The organism is Mesorhizobium amorphae (assembly GCF_014843845.1).
Taxonomy (GTDB): Bacteria; Pseudomonadota; Alphaproteobacteria; order Rhizobiales; family Rhizobiaceae; genus Mesorhizobium; species Mesorhizobium amorphae_A.
The window spans coordinates 1-22085 of sequence record NZ_JHQS01000001.1 but is presented as its reverse complement, the minus strand read 5'-3'; the positions used below and the strand labels follow the sequence as shown (position 1 = coordinate 22085).

Here is a 22085-nt window from a genome sequence, read left to right as displayed (position 1 = left end):
ATTTTTATGAACGTCACAATGTTACAAAACATCACATAAAATATTGAAATTATTGAATTCGACTAGAGTTCAATCCTCTCTCGCAGCACCAGTCTCATCGATCGTTCCGACCAGATCTGCCGCTTCAGCTGTGGTCGTCGCCTATATGCGACAATTCCAGTCCGTCCCTGGATTGCGACAAACGCTCTTCCGCCGACCGGAACATGTCCTCGAAGGCGAGTTCGTGCTCGAACACGACACCGCCGACGCTGATGGCCAGCACAGCCTCCGCGCCCTTCGGCGCGAAATAGACCTGTGCGACTCGCGCCCGGATGCGTTCGCCGATTTCCTTCGCATCCTGTTCGGTCGCGCCGGGCAGAAAGACGCCGAACATCGACGTGCCGATGCGGCCTACCAGATCTTCCCTGCGCACCGACGATTGTATGGTCGAGGCGATGAGCCGCAGGGCTTCGTCGCCCCATTCCAGGCCGAAGCGCAGATTAAGCGACCTGAGATGCTCCGGATGGATCACCAGGAAGGCGCCGGAACGCGGGCCGGTCTGCGCTGGCCTCGATGCCCGTCTTTCGACCAGCGACGTGAAGACAGGCCCGTTCAGGCAGCCGGTCAGCCTGTCATAGGTCGCCGAACGGTTGAGCTCCTGCCGGTAGCGGCGAAGCTCGATCTGCTTCCAGCCGATCACCAGGAAAAGCGGCAGGCCGATCGCCAGCGGCAGAATCGCTGCCGTGATCATGCTGCGCGCGAACGGCGTCAGCCCCTCGCTGAACAGAAGCAGATAGTTGAGGCCCAGCGAAAGGCCAAGACAGCCGGCGGTCCCCAGAAGGGTCAACCAAGCGACTTCTTGCCAAGCATGGGCAGCGCTGGTCGTCATTGTTCTCGTCACCGGCCAATCTCCTGTCGGATGCGCTTGCATAAGGCCTGTGTGTTGCAATTTCGGTTTCGAGGAACCGTACAATTTGATGAATGGGCCAAATGACGTCCCTGCTCGAGCCAAAACATCAAACCGCGGTTACTCGGGAGGAAAGCTGCGCCGCAACGGTTAACAAAAGAAATATCCGGGGCTTCGCGGCCGGCCGACTATTGCGGCGGTCCGAATATGCCCATGCCGGCAGTCCTGGCCGTCGCCTCTGCCTTGCTGTAGATGCCGCCGGGTGCCGCCATGGCCCAGCCATTGGCCACCAGCCAGGCGCCGACATCCTGCTTGCCGAGCTTGCAGGGCGCGGCAATGGCGAAACGGTCGGTCTCCGGCGGCACGAAGCATTTCAGCGCCCGCCCGCGCAGCCAGGCATTGAAGGCCGCGCGGGCCCGCTGACCGCAAGGCCAGGCCGCCTCGCCAAACGAACAGCTTTGGTCCGGATCGACGCCGAGCGTGCCGCTGATGGCCACCGTCCTGCCCATCGCCTCGAAAGCGGCCGATGAGGTGGCGATCGGACGGTAGAGCAGGGTCTCCCGCCAGTCGTCCGGCATCGGCGTTTCCGGCCATGACGCCAGACCGAGTTCGCCAAGCGGCAGGCGCGGCTCGATCCGCTCGATTGCCGATACTTCGAGCGGCGGCGGTGCAATGAGGTCCTGGGCGATCTTGCGTGCCGGCTGTTGTGGTCCTGTCTCCAGAGGAGATGCAACTGCTGGGATCGGCTGCTCGCCGTCGACAGCCTGTGCCGGCGCAAGATTGGGCCGGTCGACCGCGAGCAAGGCACCCGCCCAGATGATCAGTAAGGCCCCGGCCAGCAGCCCGACGGCCCCGAGCGCGATCGCCAGGCTGGGCCTTTGCGCCAGACCCGCGCCGCTCATCGGCCTGCTCGCTTGGCTTCCCGCCGAAGCCGATATCGCCTGGGAAAACGGCATCGATCGTTCGCTGAACCCGTCCGCGCCGGCGATCCTCGCCGTCGGCACAACCATATCACAGGCTTCGGGGAACTGCCGCCGTTAAGCCTTGTGCAATCAATGCCGCCTAATCTGCGCCTCGGATCGTCGAGGATGACATGAAGCGCAAACCAGTACTGCTCTTTGCCTTCCCAGCCCTCATGCTGCTCATTCTGGCGGCGGAGCGAACGGCGACGTTCCTGCTCGGCGCCTATCCGTCCAGCCCCGCAATGTGGTGGATCTGGCTTGAACTGCGCCCATTGGCGACGATGTTCTGGCAGCAGGTCGGCCTCTATCTGGGTGGCTCGTTCGCGCTTGACGCCGCAATACTGGCCAGTGCGTCCATTCTTTGCTGGATGGCCTGCCGGGCGAGGGCATCGGCCGCCTTCTTTCTGGCCAACCATGTCGCCCTGCTTTTTGCCGGCCTGATGATCGCCGTCAGCAGTCATTCGGAAACGGCGAGCACCATTGCCTCATTCACGGCGCCGAGAGGCCTTCAGTTCTCGCTGATGGTCGACTTCACCTTGAAGAACAGCCTGGTGCTGGCCCTCGGCGCCGCCGCATGCGCCTATTGCCATATTGCCTTCCTCAGCGAAGCCAGGCAGCGCACCGAAGCACGCGCGATCCGCATCCTGGCTCTGCAGCGAGATCTTTAGCGCTCTGCGCCAACTGGGCCGAGTGATCTAGTTGATCTTCTTGTAGTAGACCTTGCCGTCTGCCTGCTGGATACGCTGGTAGGCGGGGTTTGGTGGGGGTGCAACAGCCGGGGTCCGCTTTCTCGGCGGGCGCGGCATCTCGATCGCATCCGGCTCCGCCATGTTTTCGGCAACGGCAGGGGCTTCCTCCGCCGTGCTTGTCGTGACCACCGTGGGTTCGGCGGCGCTCATGCCTTCGTCGCTAGCGGCAACGGGCGGGTTCTGCTCAAGCCGGGCAACGTTGCGGTCGATTTCGTTGAAATCCGCTTGCAGCTGGCTGTCCAGTTTTTCGAACCGGCTCTGGAAGCCGTTGTTAATCGTATCGAGGCGGGCGCCGATGCGCTGCTCGAACTGGCCGAGCTGCTCCAGCCGGGCTTCCACGACGCGCAAATCGTTCATGCCGCGGTAGAGATAGACGGCGGCCGTCAGGTTCACGATGGTGACCAGCGCAGCCCCCGCGACAACGACACCGATGGTGCCTTTGCGGCTGGGCTTGCCGGCGACGACTTCCTGCGCGCCGAGTTCGATGGCCGGCATGTCCGGGTCGCTGATCATAGTCATTCCACCACCACCTTTGCGCCCACCGCGACGCGCTTGAAGAGATCGATCACATCGGTGTTGGTAAGGCGAAAACAGCCCGATGTTCCGTCGAAGCCGACCCCTTTGGGATCGTTGGTGCCATGGATGCGGTAGAGCGTGTCGCGCCCGTCCCGGGAGAGGTAAAGGGCGCGTGCGCCAAGCGGGTTGTAGGGACCGGCCGGCACCATGGCCGGCAGCTCCGGCTGGCGGGCGCGCATTTCCTTGGGCGGCCGCCATTCGGGCCATTCCGTCTTGGCGCCGACCTTGACGGTTCCGGTCCAGCCGAAGCCGTCGCGGCCGACGCTGATCTGGTAGCGCAATGCCTGCCCCTGGCTGGTCACCAGGTAGAGCGCCTTCTCGTCCTTGCGGATGATGATCGTGCCGGCCTGTTCGCTGGTTGCGAAGGCGACCGTCTTGCGCAGGCTGGGACCCATGGCCGGCAGCGGCGGGCGGTCCAGAAGCGCCGACCGGGCCTCGGCGATATCGCAGGCCGACGCCAGTGCCAGGCCCATCATGCAGGCGCCGGTGAAGCCGTGGGCGAAGCGGTGGCTAGCGAGCGGCATCGTCCAGCCGTTCCTTGAACATCCGCTTCAAATCCTTGTTGAAGCGTGCCCGCCCGTCCACCTCCAGAGGCAGGATGGCACGGTTCAAGGCATCGGTCAAAAGCGCGTTGTCGAGCGCGACCGACTTGATGTGCGGCGCCTTGAAGATCTTTTCCAGCTCGCTGCGCGAGAAGTGGTTTCCGAACCATTTGCGCTTGTGCTTGTTGGCGACCAGCGTGATGCTGACCTTGTTGCCGCGCAATTCGCGGATCTTCTTGTAGAGCCGCTTGCCCTGGCGCAGCGAGGCGACGTTGAGCTCGAAGACGATGAAGATCTCGTCGCTCGTCGACAGCACCGAATTGTGCCAGGGCGTCTCGATGTTCGGCAGGTCGATGACGATGTCGTCGAACCGGTAGGCGACGAGGTCGAGCAGCCGGAACACGAAATCCGCACCCTGCGGCTCGAACGGCAGTTGCGGCCGCTCGAAGGAATAGAGCGTCAGGCCTGACGGACGCGACAGCTTGATGACGTCCATCAGCTCGACATCGAGCCTTTCCGGCATGCCGATGATGCCGGCAAGGTCGAACTGATTGAACTGATTGAGATAGGCGCCGCAATTGGCGCTCTGGAAATCGAGATCGACCAGGCAGGTCGACGCTGCGCGCTCAGATGATTTCGACGCCAGGAATTCCGCCGCCGACAGCGCCAGCGTCGTGGCGCCGGCGCCGCCGCTGGCGCCGATGAAGGTGATGATGCGGCTCTTGGTTCCCTGGTTGCCGGTGTCGTGGAAGGTGACGGCGTTGAGCAACTCTTTGGCGTCGAGCGGCTTGTGCAGCCAGTCCGAAGCGTTCATGCGCACCAGCGCCCGCGTCTGCTCCGACGTCAGTTCGTCGGAGACGGCGATCAGCGGCACCGATGCCCATTTGGCGCGCGCCTCGACGATGCCCGGCTGGCCGAGCAGCTCGCCATGGCCAAAGTCGAGGATGACGATGCCGGGCCGCGTGTCGGCGGGCGGCCCCTTGAGGAAGTCGCCCGTATCGGAAACCCTGACGTCGTAGATCGCCAGCGCATCGAGCCGTGTCGCCACCTCGCGCTTGAACTGTGGATCGGACGAGAACAGGGCGACCTGCTTGCGTTTTGTCGGAAGGACCTTGGTGTTGATGGCATTCATGACGCGGTACTCTTCAAATCTTCGCCCGTGACTGTGCTCAACATGGAGGGCATTGTCATGTTTCCGAAACCGTACAGTCCGCCCAGGAAGAAGAACTGGTAGGTCATGTTCTGCAGGTTGACGGTTATTGTCGGCACCGGGCCGCCCACCCGCGTCTGGTAGCCGAGGCCGGTGGCGGAATAGGTGATGACAATATTGTCGCGCTGCAGGCCCGGGAAGAAGTGGCACATGCCAGGCCGCATGGTGAGCCGCTGGGCTGCGGTGATTGTCGGACAGGTGTTGTCGTTGGTGACAGCCGTGTCCCCCCGGAAAATGCGGCTGAAATTGGTGGCATTGAACGTGCCGCCATTGCTGCAAGATCCGGTGTTGCCGCTGTAAGTGCAGACGAAAGGTCCATACGCGCCGGCGACAACCGGCGCGCCCGGGCTCGTCGTCGGTGCGGAAGCCGTCAGATTGGTTGCGGCCGGGTCGGAGATGGATGCCAGCCGCGCACCAATCTGGACGGCCTTGGTCGCGGCATTCCATTGGTAGAGCGCGTAGCCGAAATCAACGAAGCCCAGCGTCAGGGCAAACAGCAGCGTCGAAACGATGGCCATTTCCACCATCGCTGACCCATCTTCCGATTTTGCGAAGCGCCTGATCATCATCAGAATCGGATCAACCGCTCCTCGTGGAAGCCGTTGAGCGTGATCGGACCGATGTTGAGCAACGACAGCATGCCGATGCCGCTATAGGGATAGGCTCCCGTCGCCCTGACGATGCAGACCTGTGCGGTGGTGGAGCGGTATTCCGTGACGCCGGCAACCACCGCGTCGTGGCAGGAGGCGCTGGCGGCGATGGTCACCGTCGCATTGTTGGATGTCCCCCCCGCTTTCAGCCAGCCTTTGATGCGCGGGTTGCCTGTGCCTCCCACATTGCCGAACACCGCTATGTTGGTGGCGATGTCGGCGCAGTCGATCGCAGCCAGCCCGGAATCGGTATACATCTTGCTGTTGCAGCGCGCGGCAAAACGGGCGCCATCCGAAAGTCCGGCCTCCATCAGCAGCTTGTCGTGGATCAGATTGCCGAATTCGAACACGCCCGCCGACAGGGGCACCATCAGCGGTAGTATCAGCGCCGTCTCGACAAGCGTGGTGCCGCGATGGTCGCGTCGAAATCTCTGGAGGTGACGGAACAGGGTTCTGATCATCGCCATCACCGGTAAAGCTGGGCTTCGTCGCGCAGGAAATTGTCGAGCGTGCCACGACCGCCTTTGCCGGTGATGTCGACCAGCTCGACATAGATATCCTTGCCGTCGCTAATCGGCTCAGTGATGAAGAAGCTGCCAAAGGCCTTCACGGGGACATTGTTCGCGGCACCATTGAATCCGCCGATGGCGGTGCAATCGATGATGGCGCCATAAAGAATGCGCCGGTCCACGGTTGTGACGGGTGTCTGGCTGCATGACGGCGTGCCCGTTTCGCCGCTCACTGCCGCATCACCAACGATGCTGTCGCTGGTGTTCGGGTTCCCGTCGGGGTTAAGCTCATAACGGTACATTTCGTAGCGGGTGGCCCCTACAAGCGATGAAGGCAAAGCGCCGCGTGTCGGATGATTGACGGTCCAATAGCGGCTGGCGTTCCAATCGCCGGCGCCCATGCGGCCGCCCATCATGGTGCAGTTGCCGGCGGTCTGGCACGAGTCGCGTTCAAGCCCGACGCCCTTGTTGACATCGGTTTCGAATGTGGTGTGGCCGTTGTTGCAGTTGATGCTTGTCAGCCCCATCCGGACATTGGCTGCCGGGCCGATGGCAGTTCCGATGTAATTCTTGCTGATACCGAAGCGGGCATTCAGTCCGTCTTTCACTGGCCCTGCGTTCTGTCCTGGCTTGGTGTCGACGCCATCCTGTGCGTAGCAACCGACGGGTTTCACAGCCGCGATCGAAGCCTCCAAGGCGTTCGCGCCGTTTCCTAACGGTGAGTCAAGAAATGCAAAGTTGCCGGGTTGATAGGAGCCGTTGTTGCGCAAAAGGATTTGGCGACGCCGGTACTGTTGCTGGTTGGCGGCCATTTCCAGCGTTACGCCGCCCGTATCGTTGCCTGCTGCCGCCTCATAGGGATTGCACATGAACACCGGCGTGTAGTCACAGACGCTCGACCTGAAACCGGCGACCGCCACCGACCCGATGGTCCACGTATTGCTGGTGCCGCCGGGCAGGAACGAGACCGGGAATATTGTGTCGTAGCCTGTTGGCGTGACCCTGACCTGTACGAACCGGCTCTCCAGTTCGCCTGCGACTGGGTCGGAATTGGCAAGATAGCTTGCCTGATTGGCAGTCGTTATCTGGGTGCCGTCCGCAGGGGGGATTGCCTTGAGGAAGCACCAGGAAATGTTTCCGGCACTGTTGCATCGCACCGCGCCACCCGGTTGCCCGGAGGTCAAAGTGAAGCGACCCGAAGTCGAAAAATTGCTCTCATTGTCGACCAGCGTCGCCATGGCGCGCTCGGCCCGCGCCCAGGCCCCGGTCGTCCCGTCAAGCTCGGCGGCACCCGCAAGCGCAAATGCGTCGGCGCCCTTTTGCAGGTCGTTTTGCAGATTGTTGGCCCGGCTCATATCGATCACCAGCAGCGAAAAGCCGATGATCGCCGGCAGCATGATGGCCACTAGAACGAGCGCTACACCCCTTTGATCGTGCCAGAACGCGCGAATGGTTCGCAACATGGCGTTACTCTTAGCTCCCCTGGCGCCAGAAACCCTCGTTCGCCTGGCGCGTATAAAACCGCATCCTTCTGTTCAATTCGTATTGCCGACGTTCACCGTGATGTTCGGCGCCGGCGGTGGCGGTGGCGGAATCTTGTACCTCTGCGCAGCACCGGCGGCGCGCACACCGTCGCCCTCGATGGTGGTGTTCTTCGAGTTCGGATTCAGCGGATCGACCGTCTGCAGAAGCGAATTGAATTTCTGCGTATCGCCGGCTGCCAGCGTCACCGTGTCGTAATTGTTCAGATAGTCGGCGGCGCAGCCCGTCAGCGCGCCGGCGCTCAAGAGGAGGATCAGGACGCTATTTCTTGACATAGAGCATCTTGTCCTTCGATTTGAGGTCCAGCATGTGGCCGTAAGGGCCGGTCACGCCTTCGCCGAGTTCATATTTGCGAACCATGTCCTTGGTCACTTCCAACTGGCCGAGGATGAAGAACTCCGGGTCGTTGGCCGGACGCGTCTTGTCGAACGGCGTCGCCAGCTGCTCGCCGGGCTTGACCGGCCGCACGATATGCGGCGTGACGACGACGACCAGCTCGGTTTCTTCTTTCTGGTTGCTCGAATTCCGGAACAGTGTGCCGATGACCGGCACCTGACCGAGCCATGGCACCTGTCTCTGGAGCTTGGTGGTCCTGCTGGATAGAAGCCCGCCGACGGCGAAACTCTGGCCGTCGCGCAGTTCGACGGTGGTCGACAGTTTGCGATTGGTGAAGATCGGGTCGCCGGCGGTGGTGAAGCTGGTCAGATCGCTCACTTCGGGCGCCAGCTTCATATGGATCTTACCATCGTCGAGCACGACCGGCGTGAACAGCAGATTGACGCCGAATTGCTTGTACACGATACTTACCTCGCCATCGCTATCGAGAGTGCGAATAGGCACTTCGCCGCCGGCGTTGAAACTGGCCGTCTCTCCTGAAAGCGTGGTCAAATTGGGTTCGGCCAGCGTGCGCACCACGCCCTTGGCCTCAAGTGCCTCGATGATCAGATCGACCTTGATGTTGCTGTCGATAACGCGGGTGATCAACGCTGCGAACGGATTGGTGTTCGACAGCAGGCCGGTGAGCAAGTTCCCAGGTCCCAGCACTATATTGTCTTCGTCGACAGTGGCGATGCCAGTTCCGGTGCGGGATGTGCCGCTGCCATTCGTGCTCCTGATCGACACGCCGAGGTCGCGGCCGGCGTTGCGCTTGGCCTCCAATATGCGTACTTCCAGATTGACCTGCTGACTGTCGTCGACGATGACGGAGTTGATGACGGCGTCGGGGCCATACTGCTGCGCCACCTCCACGATGGCTGCCAGCGTGGCGCCGTCCTTGACGTGGCCAGCAAGCCTGACCTTGCCGTTGATCGAACCGATCTCGATTCGCGATTTGGGCGCCACCTGGCGGATCGCCTGCGCCATGTCGCTGACGTCGACGCCGACCTCGACCTGGATAACGCCAAGCGAACGCTTGTCCTCGGAAAACAGGTTGACGGTGGTGGTGCCAGCGCTCTTGCCGATGACATAGAGCGTCTTGTCGGTCATCGGCTGGGCGTCGGCGATCTTTTCGTCACCGACGACGATGTCGCCCAGCGTCGCGTTCACCTGGATCGTTACCGATTGCGATGTGGGTATGAAGACACGGTGGACGGTGGGGTTCGACACGTCGATGTTGCGGTCGGCAGCATGAGCCGCCATGCCCAGCGGCCATAGCGCTGCAGAACAAGCGAGAGCGGCCGCCGCCAGTCGTCCCCAGAACGCACGCATACGCTACCCCCCTTGCCGGCTGATTCGGACTCCACCTATCCTAATATGCCGGTATTACTTTTGTCGCGGCACATCGTATGTTTCGAGTTTTATACCTCGAAAGACGCCGACTGTCGCCCGTGCCGGCTGTTCCGGCTGCACATATTTGACCACTTCCTTTACAACTTCCTTTACCTGCGGCGCAGATGCCACAGTCGGGGCCGGCTTGACCTTGCTCAGATCGTCGAGCCTGCTTCCGACCCGTTCGACGGCCTGGGTCAGCCCGGCCAACTTGTCGTCGGCGCGTTTGCGCTCGGCTGCCGCCTCGGCTTCGGCTGCTGCCTGCCTGTCAAGTTCAGCCTGCCTTTTGGCGACGTCCGCCGGCGTATCGCCAGTCAGGTCCGCCAACGTCACGCGGTCGGTCGATTCGCCCTTGCTGGCCGCAGCCTGGCGCAGCGCCAGCGACAACTGGCCGGCACCTGCTGCCAATGTCAGCTTCTGCGCATCCTTGGTGCTGACTTCCAGCGTCACCGACTTCACCACTGTCGGGCTGTCCTTGCTTTCATCCGCCACCTGGTCGACGGCGAGCACCTTCATGCTCTGCAACAGCACGTCGACAAAACTCTGATCCGCCCCGTCGGGATTGCGCTGGGTGCGAGTCAACAGCACATCGACCCGGTCACCTGGGAACACGAATCCGGCAACGCCGAGCACGTCATTGACCCTGATGGAAACGGCCTTCATGCCTTCGGTGAGCACAGCCGAAAGCGTGGCGCGCTGGCCGGGGCCGGTGATCTTTGTAGCAATTATCGGCTCATTGGCGCCGATCGCCTGCAGCGCCTGCTTGGCATCGCCGGTCAGGAGCTCCTTGGTGCTCTTGAAGGCGCCAGCCGGGACCGCGCCCGCCGGCCACGCAATTTCATGTAACTTTTCCGCGGTCAGCGTGTCGCCGAACTTCAGCGCCACTGCCGCCACCACGACCGTGTCGTGCTGCACACCGTCCGCTTGCGCCAGCGCATTGCGCTGGTTCGCCAGCCAGATATTGGCAAGTACCACCGCCAGCACGCCGAACACGCCGGCGAGGACGATCATGATGATTGTGTTAGCGCGCATCGACCCAAGCCCCAACCCCATTGTGCATTAGCATCGCCCGCCCTGGGCGATCAGGCCCGGGCATCGCTGCCCGGACCTGAGATAGTTCTATTGTCAGCTTCCGGTGCCGCTGCCGCAACTGCCGATGCCGCTGGAGTTCAAGTCCGAGCACAGCCCGGTAAACCGACCGCCCACCCACAGGCCGATGCCGACGATGATAAGGATCGCGGCGCCGGCGATGATGCCGACCAGAATAGAATATTCGACCATAGCAGCGCCGTTATCGTCGTCGCGGAACTGCCGGGCCATCGTCATGAGCTTCTTCATGCCAATATCTCCCTTTGGAGGTTTGAACCCGACGAGACGAGCCTAAGGATGAACCCCATACCCAAGCATCCCCCGTCGACTTGATCTAAGTCCCGACAAAAAGCAGAGTCAAATGGGATTAACAGTTCCTTAACCTTCGAATACCCTTCGAATACCTGATCGGAAGCCAGTTCAATTCTGACAAGGGATTGATTCGATTTGCTTTTTAAGTGCCCTTAACCATTCGTTCACAAATTTGCCGCACTCTTGGCGGAAGCACCATCATATTAGGGTATGTGCATAGTCCTTTATATGTAAGGGTTTACCGAGGGTCCGCAACGACACATTCGCACGTTGCAGGGCGAAACGTTTCGTGAGGTTGGAGATGAGGTGTGCCCCTGGATACACACCCTAGAAATAAAACGATTTTTTTGGGGTCTCGTCTTAACTATGTTGTAAGTATTCGATCCTTTCGGCCGCGCTCGGCGCTTGTGCCATGCGTGGTTAACGCTTAGTTTCCAACCTTGGGGATTCTCGGGGGGCTCGAGCGACATGTTAGGCCGCTTCATCAAGGGACCAAGTGAGCGTCAGGTAGAGCAACTGTCTTCGGCGCTATTGCAGCCGATTGCAGCGCCTGCGGCGGAAATTGCGGCGAACGCCGATGATTTTCTGACGCTCAAGGTCGATCTGCATAGGCATCTCATCGAGCGGTTCAATCTTGCGGTTCTGGAAACAGCATCCAAGGACGAGATCCTGCACGAGATCCGCCCGATCGTGCGCGAGTTCGTTCGCACCCGCACCGTGCCGTTGAATGCTCGAGAACTCGACCAACTGACCAGCGACACTGCCGACGAGATGCTCGGGCTGGGACCGATCGAACCGCTGCTCAAGGACGATTCGATCGCCGACATTCTGATCAACACCCACAACCGAGTGTTCATCGAGCGCCGTGGCGTGATCGAGGAAACCGCGATCCGTTTCCGCGACGAGGCGCATCTGCTGCGCATCATCAACAAGATCGTCTCGGCCATCGGCCGCCGCGTCGATGAATCCGCGCCGATGGTCGATGCCCGACTGGCAGACGGTTCGCGCGTCAACATCGCGGTGCGGCCGATTTCGGTTGACGGCCCGCTGGTGTCGATTCGCAAATTCTCCAAGCATCCTTATTCGCTGGAGCGCCTGGTTGCATTTAACTCGATCCGCCCCCCCATGGTCGATTTGTTGCGGATCGCGGTGCAGGCGCGCAAGTCGATTCTGGTTTCGGGTGGTACCGGCAGCGGCAAGACGACCTTGCTCAACGCGCTGTCGAGCTACATTCCGGCCACTGAACGCCTGATCACCATTGAGGACGCGGCGGAGCTGCAACTACAACAGCCGCATGTGGGCCGTCTGGAGACGCGCCCGCCCAATGTCGAGGGCAAGGGCGAGGTTCGCCAGCGCGAACTGCTGAAGAATGCACTGCGCATGCGGCCCGACCGCATCATCGTCGGCGAGGTTCGCGGCGAGGAGGCTTTCGACATGCTGCAGGCCATGAACACCGGCCATGAAGGCTCAATGACCACCATCCATGCCAACACGCCGCGTGACGCCATATCCCGGCTGGAGCAGATGGTCGGCATGGCGGGCATGCCGATGACCCATGAGTCCATCCGGGCGCAGATCGCCTCGGCCATCGATATCATCGTGCAGACGCAGCGCCTTTCCGATGGCGGCAGGCGGGTCGTCTCCATATCGGAATTGACCGGCATGGAAGGCAACGTTGTCCAGCTTCAGGAAATCTACCATTTCGTTCGCCGCGAAGTGACGGCGGAAGGCAAGATCATCGGCGATTTTCGCGCTACCGGCGTGCGCCCCCGTTTTGCCCAGGAAGTCGCGATGCTAGGGCATCAGTTTGCCAAGGATGCCTTCAATCCGCAGGTTCCGCTCTGATGCCGACCGGTCAGACCCTGCTTTACTTCATCTACGTGCTCGCCGCTGCGTCGGTGATCCTCGCCGCCGAATCCTTTTACATGGCTTATGCATCGCGGCGCGTCCGGGCCGGCGTCATAAACCGGCGTCTTGCGCGCCTTGCGGAAGAAGCACCGGCCGAGAAGACCTTGCAAGGCCTGTTGCGCGAACGCGGATTGACGGAATCAGGCGACTACATCTTCGGAATGGTCGCCTTGAACCGGCTCTACACGCAGTCGGGCATCACCGGCAATCCGCTGGCTTTCGCCGCAATGTTCCTGTTGGCAGGATTGGTGCTGGCGCTGGTCTTGCCTTTGATTTTCGGATTTTCGTCTGTAGCAGGCCTCCTCGCTTTTTTGCTTGTTGGATTCGCCCTGCCGCTTCTGATGCTTCGGCGGGCACGCAACAAGCGTATCGCCCAATTCGCCGGCCAGCTTCCAGACGCATTGGACATGATCGTCCGTTCATTGCGGGCCGGGCACCCGACCACCGTGGCGATCGCACTCGTGGCCCGCGAAATGCCTGACCCGCTCGGCACCGAATTCGGCATCGTTTCCGACGAGATCACATTCGGCCTCAGCCTGGAGCAGGCGGTGCGAAAACTTTCGCAGCGGGTTGGGTTCGAGGGACTTCATCTACTGTCGGTATCGCTGTCCATTCAGGCCAAGACCGGCGGCAACCTCACGGAAATCCTGGCCAATCTCTCATCCGTGCTGCGCGAGCGGCAGAAGCTGCGCCTGAAGATCCGGGCATTGTCGGCGGAGGGCAGGATGTCGGCCTGGATCATCTCGCTGTTTCCGCTCGTCATGTTCGGCCTGCTGATGGTTATCGCGCCGAGCTTCTACGGGGCTGTGTGGAACAGTCCACTCCTCATGCCGGCGTTCCTGATCTTCGGAATCTGGGCGTTGATTGGCGACTTCATCATGTACCGAATGGTCAATTTCGATTTCTGACGGGAGCGAGTCATAAACCTGTTTTCGGATACCCAGGATCTGGGCTTTCTGGTTTCCATCGCTGTCTTCCTGGCGGCGATGGCGCTGTTCCTGTTCGGCGCGCTGATTTTTCGGCCTGCCTTGCAGACGCGGAAACTGGTGACGGAAAGCTTGAAGTCCGAGGGCATTGCCAGCCGGCGGTCGTTGGTCGGCCAGGAGCAGCTCGCCAAGATTGCAGCGCAACGACCTGTCGATGCCTACTTCCGATCGGTCGAAAAAGAGCGAGGCGAGCCTAACGCCCTTGAAGCAAAGCTCTTTCGTGCCGGGTTCTACCAGGCCAGCGCTCCGCTATTCTATACCCTGTCCCGGATCGGCGCTGTCGCCGTCGGCTTTCTGGGAGTGTACACCGGCTTGCTTGCGGTGGTCCCGCCGCAAATTCCGGGGATTCTGATATTCGCGGCTGCCGCACTGTTTGGCCTCGCTTGTCTGGTTATTCCGAGCGTCGCGCTGGATCGTTTCGAGAATGCCAAGAAGGAGACCTATCGCCGGGGTTTTCCCGACTTCATGGACATGATGATCACCTGTGCCGATGCCGGCATGAGCCTGGAGGCCGCCGTGGAGCGGGTGAGCCAGGAATTGGCCGGCACACACAAATGGCTGGGGATACAACTTGCGATCATGGTTCTGCAGTTGCGCGCCGGCAAGCCGTTGCGCGAGGGTCTTCGGGACCTTTCCGACCGGCTCGGCCTCGACGAGGCGCGGGCACTTTCGATATTGTTCCGCCAATCGGAGGAACTCGGCACCAGCCTGACGGATGCTCTGCGAGTCTATAGCGATGAGATGCGCGGCAAGAGAATTCTCAGGGCAGAGGAACGCGGCAATGCGCTTCCGGTCAAGATGATGATCCCACTGGGGGTCTGCGTCTTTCCGGTGGTTCTGATGATTGTCCTGCTGCCGATCATCATCCGCATGAAGGGTATTTTCTGGTAGTTATGGTTACGCTTTGATTCTAATGTGATGTTGGGGTCAACCCTCGGGGACATATATATGAGATGGCAAAATGCGGCCGCAGCCGGCCTGTTGATCCTTGCGATTGCCGGCTGCCAGACAGACGCCACCGACGGTGTCGTTCGCACCAATGAACCCTCCAAGGGCGACGTTACGGCTTTCGGCGATGCGTTCGACGGGCTGAAGACGGTCAGCGATGTCGAATACTATGCCTCCGACCTGGCTGTCGCCGAAGCCAAGAACCAGTTCCGCGCGGAAAATTACGGCAATGCCGGCGCGCTGTTCTACAAGGCGACGCAACTCGCACCCAATGACGGTGTTGCCTGGCTGGGTCTCGCCGCCTGCAGCGACCGCATCCATCGCTTCGACCTTGCCGACCGGGCCTATGGCCGGGCGTTCAAGCTGATTGGCGGGACACCCGAATATTACAACAATGTCGGCTATTCCTATCTGCTGCGCGGCAAGCTGCAGGATGCGCGCACCAACTTCCTCAAGGCCTATGAGCTGGCGCCCAAAGATCCGACCGTCGCCAACAATCTGAAGCTCCTCGCCTCCAGCGTGCAGAACGTCGAGCGGTAGAGCGCCTCTATGCTGCTTGCCGCATCGCTGCTGCTGAAGGCGTTGGCGATCCCTCTGCTTGCGAGGGTCGCGTGGTTCGACTTCACCACCCAGAAGATATCCAACAGCAACGTGCTGCTGCTGCTTTGCCTGGGCGTGGGCTCACTGCTGTTGTTGGCCGTTCAATCCGGATCCTGGTGGGACATGGGGCTGAGCGCACTTGCCGGCCTCCTGCTGTTTGTCGTGTTCTTCCCCTTCTGGACCTTGCGCAAGGTCGGCGCCGGCGATGTCAAGCTGATGGCGGTCATACCGTTCCTGGTCGGCGGCACCGGCCTCGTCGTGTTTTCTCTGCTGCTGATGGTGTTCGCCGTGGCCATGGCCGTCGTGGTGAAAAACCCGTTTCTGCTGCCGGCGGGCGCGTTTCGCGTCTATGTCCAGCATATGGACCGGAAAGGCGTCGTGCCTTTCGGCGTGCCGATATCGGCAGCTGCGATTGGCGCTATCGCCTTCCAGATATACGGGAGTTGGGTGCTGGCCAGCAGTTCCGGAGTTCTGCAGCAGCTTAACTAACTCTTGGCTGTTTGCGGCCAGCTCAGCGCATTTTCGCTTTGGAGACGGCATCATTGCCATGGGTGGGTGGGCTTGAATTTCGGGGCAGTTTGATGGTCTGGCGCGCCAATTGGCCGTTCTTCGTAGTGGTCGTCGTTTACGCTCTGGCGGTGCTCGCGGCCTCCGCATATTGGAACATCTCGATCAACTTCCAGATCTACAGCGATGCATTCCTGCTGTTTGGACTCGGCGTCACCGTTATCCTCTTTGCGGTCATCTCGATTCGCGTCATGCTCGAGCGACCACAGCGGCTGTTTCCCGCACTGCGCGATCGCCTGTTGGTCAACAAGCTGCCTGACCGGCTCATCGTTGGCCTTCCCGTTGCGCTGATCCTGCCGGTCTTCTTTTCACTGTTCACCAGTATGAAGGCTGGCATCAGCCGCATTGTGCCGTACTACGCAGACACGACCGTGATGAACATCGACAGAGCGCTCCATGGCGGCCATGATGTATGGCAGATATTGCATCCTCTGCTTGGCGCCGGACCACTGACCTTTGCCTTGAATTTTCTCTACAATCTCTGGTTCATAGTGATGCTTATCGTGCTGTTTTGCGTCACTTTCTCGGTGGGCAATCAACGCCTTCGTTCGCAGTATCTTGTTGCGTTCGTCCTCACCTGGGCCCTCCTGGGCAATCTTGCCGCAACGCTGTTTGCTTCGGTGGGACCAGCCTTCCTCATGCCCTTTTTTGGCGACGAGACGTTCGTCCCGCTGATGAACTATCTGCAAGCGACAGATTCAACCTATCCGGTATGGGCACTCGATGCCCAGGGCATGCTTCTTGCCAATGCCGGTCTGGATGGTCCGCGTCTAGGCAGCGGCATATCGGCTTTTCCTTCGCTGCATGTTGCCGTCGTTACGCTGAACGCCATCTATCTCTGGCGTTTTGGCAGACTGTTGCGCTGGGCCGGCATAGCGTTTCTGGTCGCAATTCAGCTGGGTGCTGTGCACCTTGCCTGGCACTATGCGATCGACGGATACGCTTCCATGTTGGCGACGCCAATCATCTGGGCTCTTGCCGGACGGCTGTCGAATGCCCGGCCTGTCTTTTGGACACGCATGAAAGATCGCGGGGTCGATCTGGGATGAGCGCGCCCCGCGCTCCATTTGGCCAGCTTTGTCCTACCCATCGCCCGCTATATCGCCAGATCATCACAGTTGCAACGATCGCCAGATAGCCGTCGGTGGCGTAGTGCCATCCGAAGTAGATCGAGCCGAACAGGATAAGGCCTGCATAGATCCAGGCGATCAAGCCGGCCCATCGGTTGAGGCTCCAGAGGAAAAGGGCGTTCAGGACAGCGATGGCGACGTGGAAACTCGGCATTGCCGAAATTCCAGTACCGATCGACGCTTTATGGGTCGTGTAAGACGAATAAAGATAGTCGGCGATCAGGAGGATGTCGGGGCCGGCATTGCTCGCCTTTAGCGATGTCATCAGGTCTTCGAACCTGTCAGACTCAAACATCCGGTCGTAGAAGATCGGTCCAGCCGAGGACGCGGCCAACCTCACGATCACGCCCAGAACAATCACCACGACAGTGAGCGACAGGAAGTAGCGCTGACGCTTCGAAGCATCGTCAAGCCAGGCTGCGACGACGACGATGCCGGCAAGCAGAACAAACCACAGATGCGAATAAAGGACATAGAGCGCCCGATCGGCAAAGGCCGGAATTGGCAGAGCGCGCGCCCATTGCCAGGGATCGCCGAAATGCAAGGCGGCGTCGATCCTCGCCAGGATTTGATCGGCGAAGAAGGGCACCATCTGCGAGAATTCGTGCTTGAAGGTGGTGAATGCAGCCAGACAAAGGATGAAGATTCCCAGCGTGCACGTCGCTCCGATGCCTCGTGACTTCAGCTTGTCCCGCAACCAGCTGAGCGGGGAGCGCGGCCGGTTGATGATGGCGGCAATGGCAAGCCCGAGCAGTATCAGGAAGGGCAGCATGAGGTAGAGAAGTCTCAGCCTGTAGGTGCCCAGCGCCGCAAAATAAGTGTCGGGAAAAAGGTAGGCCGCTAGTCCGGCATAGCATAGGCAGAAGATTGCGAGCTTTGCGGAAGCAGAGAAGCGCGATCGTTCTAGGGCTAGGTCAGGCGCCATTTCCATTGCCGCACCGGCTTCTTCTTGACGATGGGGAGAGGCGGTGGTTCGCCGGAGACCGTCGGCCTTGGGGGCTCAAGCACCAGGCGTTCGATGAGCGCAACAGCACCTGCGCTGAGCGCGCCAGCAAGCGCCACAATGAAAAGCCGCCTGAGAAAGTCCAAATCAGACCCCGCTCCCACCCGGAGAATGCGACCGGCTGAACCAAAACGCAACCAACTTCCTTCACCTGGCCGGAGCCCTCAAAACCCCGACGTCGACTTCTCCACCAGCTTCAGCGCGCCCTTTTCAACCCGATAGAACGGCATCGAGCGCTGGCTGGATCCGTCCGCCCTGAACCGGAACAGGCCTGTCGACCCGCGAAACCCGCTCGGGTTTTCCAGCACCTGCTTGCTGAAGCCGTCGGGCCCGACGGCGCTGGCGATGCCGGCGGTCAGCGCGACCATGTCATAGGCATAGGCGACGTTGACGTCGGGCTGGTAGTTGTACGTCGTCTTGAAGCGGTCGGCGATCGGCCCGGTCTCGCCCTGGTCGAGGGTCGCGATATAGGCGCCTTCGAACAGCGGATCCATCGGGTGCTCCAGCCACCGGTCGGTCCCGATGAGCTTCGTCGTCTTGCTTGGAATGCCTTTCGATTTCAGCGCCGCAAGCAGCTGTGACGGGCTGGCGTCTCCGCTGGCGACGATGACGGCATCCGGGGCTTCCACCAGCGAGCCCATATCGGCAATCGCCTTGGCGCCGCCTTCGGTCGGCGAATAGGGCAGGGTGACGGCGAGCGAAGCGCCATAGATGCTGAGGCCGTTGGCGACCCGTTTTTCAACGGCGCCGGCATTGGCGCCCGCGGCGACCAGCAGCACAAATTTCTTGGCGCCCTTGGTGGCGATAGCCGCGGCACCCGCCGCCGCGCTGTCTGCTTCGCTCAGCCGCACCGCGTAGACGCCGGGGCCGCCGGCGAAATTGTCGGCCAGCGCCAGCACCGGCGGCCGGTTCGAGCCCGACAGCTTGGCGATATTCTGTGCGGCCGGCAGTTCGCTCGGGCCGATGACGACCTTCGATCCTGTCGTGATCGCCTTGACCGCCAGGTCCTTGGCGTAGCCCGAGTCGCCGCGCGTGTCCTCGACGGTCAACGTGATGAGGTTGTTGCCGAGGTCGGTCATCGCCAGCCTGGCGGCGTCGAACATCTTGCGGCCGTCCTGTCCGGTGGTCCCCGGGGCCGACAGCGGCAGGAGCATGGTGATCTTCGTCGAGCCCGTGCCGAGCGATTGCGTCGCCTGCGGCGCGGTGGCAGCAGCGACGCCGGCCGGCGCATTGGGCGCGGCGATCTGGGCCGGGTCGAGCACCTCGGTCACGCTGCTTTTCGACTGGCAGCCGGACAGGGTCGCCGCGAGCGCCAGCGCGCTCGCCCCAAACAGCTTTTTCTTGGCTCTCATCGACTGCAGGCCGGTGTCCTGACCTTCCCGGTCAGTTCATGTATTCGACCATGCGATCGTGGAAGCACTCGCATTTGTTGAGATAGTCTTCGTCGCGATAGTTCGTCTTCAGATAGCCATAGGCCTTGCCGCAGGCGACCTTGGCTTCCGATGCCCAGACGAAGGCCGGGCGGGCCGAATGGATCCACTCCGAGCTGTTGGCGACGGCGACCGATTCGTCCATCAGCTTGACCACCTCGGCCTTGAGGTCGACGATGTTTTCGGTCAGCACCAGATTGGAGGTGCCCACGACGCGGCAATAGTCGCCCGTCGGTCCGTCGATGATGTCGGCGGCAAAGCCCGCCGATCCGGCCAGCAACAGCGCCGCGGTGGAAACCAGTAGTCTTGCAGAACGCTTCATCATGAATGCCCCTCCATATCCCCAATATATGACCCTGCTAATACATAGCACGGTCCAATGGCTTAGCGCCACGCCGTTAGACCAGATTTGCCGTGGTCGTGTGCGTGGTTGTTCCGTCGTCGTAAAGCAGCGTGATCGTGTTGGCCGCGGGGTGATTCACGAGCTCCGCCACTTCGACGAAATTGGCGCCGTTGGCCGTGCCGTCGGCATCGACGCTGAGCGTGCCCGTTCCCGCATTGTAGTTGACGAAGTCGCCGACATTGGCGCCGCCGGGTGCCGTGTCGAACAAGGCCGACAGGTCGATCTTGTCGCCCTCACCTCCATTGTAGTCGACAATGAGGTCCTTGATGTCCAGGCCGTCGAGCTTGAACGTGTCGGCTCCCGTGCCGCCGGTCATGGTGTCCTGGCCGAGACCTCCGATGAGCAGGTCGTTGCCGTCGCCGCCATTCAGAATATCGGCTCCGGCAAACCCTTGCAGGATATCGTTGCCGCCGTTGCCGGTCAGCGTGTCGCCATTGGCCGTGCCCTGCATGGTCTCGGCATCCGCCGTGCCGGTATAGGTAACACCGTTGACAACGTGAACGTCGAGTTGCTGTGCCGGTGACGTATCGCCGTCCGCGTCTTTCACGGTGACGTTGAAGGTCAGATCGGCATTCTGCGGAGTAGTGGTTGCAGTGACGAAACCGATGTCGGTGAACTTGATAACGTCGTTATCGTTTGTAAAGGCCTGAGTGCCGCTCGACCCGCCAGTGGCGCCGGTGTCCTTGTTCAGATTAATTCCGGAACCAGTGATGCTTTCGGTCGAGGTGAGCATCTGCATCCCCGTAATGACGTAGTTCTCACCAGGGTTGATGTTGTAGTCATTGCTCTCGATGATGACGGCGCCGTCGGCACTGCCATAAGCGATGTTGTAGGGATTGCTCTGGCCCGCCAGATAGATATCTGCGTAGTCGACCACAATGGCCCGCGTTGTAGTCTGATTGGTGTCAGGATCCACAAGCTTGAGGATGACGACAAAATCCTCGCCGGCTCCCAACTGCTCAACTTTGAAATAGACTGACGACACTTGGGCATCTGCGGCGTTGTTGGTATTAGCTCCAGGATCATAAGTGTAGAAATTCATGTCGACGACTTCGCCGCGCTGGATCGTGCCGCTACCGGTGCCGACATTGGCATTGTTGGCAAACACCTCTGTGTCGTCGGCGTGGAAGAGATCACCCGCATTATACGTTGTGGCGCTGCCGGGAGCTCCAGTTGCCGTCAGTGGCACACCATTGGCACCCGAGGTCGGCTTGTCGGCGGTGAACTGGACGAAGAAGTTGGTGTCCAATTCCGCTACCACGATGGCCGCCGGCCCGCTGGTATCCGGTGTACCGTTTAAGTTGTAGCCGTCAAAAGCGCTTGCCCCGCTCGTCGTCAGCACAGTTACAGAGCTGATCGGATCAGCGAGGTCGACCGTATAGGTGCCGTTGACCTTGTCGAAGGTAATGGTGCCCGTTTCCGCCGTCGACACTCCACCGGTGAGATAGCTGAAGCTGACGTTGAAGACAGCCTCTGTTGACGTCTCGGAAGCCCAGGTTACGGTCGGCGACGTGATCGCGTTTCCTGCCACGGTGCCGGCCAATGTGATGGCGGCAAAGTCAGAATTGACGCTGCTGTACGTCGTACGTCCGTCAGTGCCGATGGAGTAGTCGAACACACCGGTTCCGCTGACAGTCCCGCTGTTGGCGAAATAGAGATCCGTCTTGTCGAGAACCGTCGGGCCGTCGTCGTCGAAGGTGATCTGGTTCGACACATCGGCCGTGTTGCTGGTCGCCGTGTCGTTGTCGCCATCCTTGACCGCGACCGTCACGCCGAGGCTGCCGCTGGCAAGCGCCAGCGTCTCGTCGTAACTGTTGAAGCCGTTGCCGGCCGTCGCTTCGGCCGGATGGTCCAGCGACAGATACTGCTCGACCGTAACGGCGCCTGTCGCCGCATTGATCGAGATCGCAAACGCCGCCTGGCCATTGAACGTGCCACCGGACACAACGCCGACAACCACGCCGTTGACCAGTTGCAGGTTGATCGCCGAGCCATCCGTCAGCGTCAGGCCGGAGCTGGCGTTCATCACCGTCAATGCGTAGACCGTGCTCGCCGAAGCCGCGGGACCATCCGCGCCGAACACCGCGCTTACAGTCACCAGCGCTCCGACGCTGGTCGCTGTCGAGATATAGCCCGAGCCCGATACATCGGGATCGTCGCCCTTCACGATTGCGCCCGTGTTGATCGTGGCAACGCCGCTCGAGCTCGCCGTCTCGTCGAGCGCGGCCTTCACCGCCGAAGCCGCTGTCACCGACACTGACGGAATGTGGTCGTCGAAGCCGATGTTGCCGCCGAGATCGGCACTCACGGTGCTGG

24 protein-coding genes are annotated in these 22085 nt (G+C 60.9%); 8 read left to right on the top strand and 16 right to left on the bottom strand.

The window, feature by feature from the left end:
- Positions 1–124: 124 nt before the first annotated feature.
- Positions 125–826, bottom strand: coding sequence for a GGDEF domain-containing protein (locus tag DH08_RS00115; protein ID WP_246800614.1), 702 nt, complete (start codon positions 824–826; stop codon positions 125–127).
- A gap of 248 nt (positions 827–1074) precedes the next feature.
- A complete protein-coding gene (locus tag DH08_RS00110) occupies positions 1075–1788 on the bottom strand; it encodes a thermonuclease family protein (protein WP_246800613.1) in 714 nt (237 codons plus the stop codon).
- A 191-nt stretch (positions 1789–1979) separates the two neighbouring features.
- On the opposite strand from DH08_RS00110, the gene DH08_RS00105 reads away from it, so the two are divergent.
- The gene (locus tag DH08_RS00105; RefSeq protein WP_192177322.1) at positions 1980–2516 is read left to right on the top strand and encodes a hypothetical protein; all 537 of its coding nucleotides are present in this window, start codon (positions 1980–1982) and stop codon (positions 2514–2516) included.
- Between the two features lie 27 nt (positions 2517–2543).
- Here DH08_RS00105 and DH08_RS00100 read toward each other — a convergent pair whose 3' ends face one another.
- From DH08_RS00100 to DH08_RS00055, 10 genes are all read right to left on the bottom strand, one after another.
- Positions 2544–3092, bottom strand: a complete 549-nt coding sequence (locus tag DH08_RS00100) for a hypothetical protein (protein ID WP_246800612.1) — start codon at positions 3090–3092, stop codon at positions 2544–2546.
- Between the two features lie 20 nt (positions 3093–3112).
- Entirely contained in the window at positions 3113–3697 is a 585-nt protein-coding gene (locus tag DH08_RS00095) for a L,D-transpeptidase (RefSeq protein ID WP_192177320.1), read from the bottom strand.
- Positions 3684–4847 carry an AAA family ATPase gene (locus DH08_RS00090; protein ID WP_192177319.1) on the bottom strand — a complete coding sequence of 388 codons (1164 nt, stop codon included), beginning with the start codon at positions 4845–4847 and terminating at the stop codon, positions 3684–3686. Before DH08_RS00090 ends, DH08_RS00095 begins: the two co-directional genes overlap by 14 nt.
- A complete protein-coding gene (locus DH08_RS00085; protein ID WP_246800611.1) occupies positions 4844–5494 on the bottom strand; it encodes a TadE/TadG family type IV pilus assembly protein in 651 nt (216 codons plus the stop codon). The genes DH08_RS00090 and DH08_RS00085 overlap by 4 nt, the downstream gene beginning before the upstream one ends.
- Positions 5494–6036: a TadE/TadG family type IV pilus assembly protein gene (locus tag DH08_RS00080; RefSeq protein ID WP_246800610.1), complete on the bottom strand. Its 543-nt coding sequence runs from the start codon at positions 6034–6036 to the stop codon at positions 5494–5496. The genes DH08_RS00085 and DH08_RS00080 overlap by 1 nt, the downstream gene beginning before the upstream one ends.
- Before the next feature lie 5 nt (positions 6037–6041).
- Positions 6042–7547 (bottom strand): TadE/TadG family type IV pilus assembly protein, encoded by a 1506-nt coding sequence (locus tag DH08_RS00075; protein WP_192177317.1) that lies wholly within the window; start codon positions 7545–7547, stop codon positions 6042–6044.
- Between the two features lie 72 nt (positions 7548–7619).
- A complete protein-coding gene (locus tag DH08_RS00070; protein WP_192177316.1) occupies positions 7620–7901 on the bottom strand; it encodes a hypothetical protein in 282 nt (93 codons plus the stop codon).
- Positions 7888–9333, bottom strand: coding sequence for a pilus assembly protein N-terminal domain-containing protein (locus DH08_RS00065; RefSeq protein WP_192177315.1), 1446 nt, complete (start codon positions 9331–9333; stop codon positions 7888–7890). The genes DH08_RS00070 and DH08_RS00065 overlap by 14 nt, the downstream gene beginning before the upstream one ends.
- Before the next feature lie 54 nt (positions 9334–9387).
- Positions 9388–10425 carry a Flp pilus assembly protein CpaB gene (cpaB, locus tag DH08_RS00060; RefSeq protein WP_192177314.1) on the bottom strand — a complete coding sequence of 346 codons (1038 nt, stop codon included), beginning with the start codon at positions 10423–10425 and terminating at the stop codon, positions 9388–9390.
- 93 nt (positions 10426–10518) lie between these two features.
- Entirely contained in the window at positions 10519–10731 is a 213-nt protein-coding gene (locus tag DH08_RS00055) for a Flp family type IVb pilin (RefSeq protein ID WP_192177313.1), read from the bottom strand.
- 531 nt (positions 10732–11262) lie between these two features.
- Here DH08_RS00055 and DH08_RS00050 point away from each other — a divergent pair.
- The 6 genes from DH08_RS00050 (at position 11263) to DH08_RS00025 (ending at position 16852) form a co-directional block, all read left to right on the top strand.
- Positions 11263–12639, top strand: coding sequence for a TadA family conjugal transfer-associated ATPase (locus DH08_RS00050; RefSeq protein ID WP_192177312.1), 1377 nt, complete (start codon positions 11263–11265; stop codon positions 12637–12639).
- Entirely contained in the window at positions 12639–13610 is a 972-nt protein-coding gene (locus DH08_RS00045) for a type II secretion system F family protein (RefSeq protein WP_192177311.1), read from the top strand. Before DH08_RS00050 ends, DH08_RS00045 begins: the two co-directional genes overlap by 1 nt.
- Positions 13611–13628: 18 nt before the next feature.
- The gene (locus DH08_RS00040) at positions 13629–14579 is read left to right on the top strand and encodes a type II secretion system F family protein (RefSeq protein WP_192177341.1); all 951 of its coding nucleotides are present in this window, start codon (positions 13629–13631) and stop codon (positions 14577–14579) included.
- A gap of 57 nt (positions 14580–14636) precedes the next feature.
- Positions 14637–15176 carry a tetratricopeptide repeat protein gene (locus DH08_RS00035; RefSeq protein WP_006200895.1) on the top strand — a complete coding sequence of 180 codons (540 nt, stop codon included), beginning with the start codon at positions 14637–14639 and terminating at the stop codon, positions 15174–15176.
- 9 nt (positions 15177–15185) lie between these two features.
- Positions 15186–15725 (top strand): prepilin peptidase, encoded by a 540-nt coding sequence (locus DH08_RS00030; RefSeq protein WP_192177310.1) that lies wholly within the window; start codon positions 15186–15188, stop codon positions 15723–15725.
- 92 nt (positions 15726–15817) lie between these two features.
- A complete protein-coding gene (locus DH08_RS00025; protein WP_192177309.1) occupies positions 15818–16852 on the top strand; it encodes a phosphatase PAP2 family protein in 1035 nt (344 codons plus the stop codon).
- Here the strand turns inward: DH08_RS00025 and DH08_RS00020 are convergent.
- Positions 16767–17477, bottom strand: coding sequence for a phosphatase PAP2 family protein (locus DH08_RS00020; RefSeq protein ID WP_210328483.1), 711 nt, complete (start codon positions 17475–17477; stop codon positions 16767–16769). The genes DH08_RS00025 and DH08_RS00020 overlap by 86 nt on opposite strands.
- Here DH08_RS00020 and DH08_RS35735 point away from each other — a divergent pair.
- Positions 17472–17612: a hypothetical protein gene (locus DH08_RS35735; RefSeq protein WP_210328482.1), complete on the top strand. Its 141-nt coding sequence runs from the start codon at positions 17472–17474 to the stop codon at positions 17610–17612. The genes DH08_RS00020 and DH08_RS35735 overlap by 6 nt on opposite strands.
- Before the next feature lie 488 nt (positions 17613–18100).
- Here DH08_RS35735 and DH08_RS00015 read toward each other — a convergent pair whose 3' ends face one another.
- From DH08_RS00015 to DH08_RS00005, 3 genes are all read right to left on the bottom strand, one after another.
- Positions 18101–19288 carry an ABC transporter substrate-binding protein gene (locus DH08_RS00015; RefSeq protein ID WP_192177307.1) on the bottom strand — a complete coding sequence of 396 codons (1188 nt, stop codon included), beginning with the start codon at positions 19286–19288 and terminating at the stop codon, positions 18101–18103.
- Between the two features lie 31 nt (positions 19289–19319).
- Complete coding sequence (locus DH08_RS00010) at positions 19320–19688, bottom strand: hypothetical protein (RefSeq protein WP_192177340.1); 369 nt, start codon at positions 19686–19688, stop codon at positions 19320–19322.
- A 76-nt stretch (positions 19689–19764) separates the two neighbouring features.
- Positions 19765–21936: a DUF5801 repeats-in-toxin domain-containing protein gene (locus DH08_RS00005; RefSeq protein ID WP_192177306.1), complete on the bottom strand. Its 2172-nt coding sequence runs from the start codon at positions 21934–21936 to the stop codon at positions 19765–19767.
- Between the last annotated feature and the right edge of the window lie 149 nt (positions 21937–22085).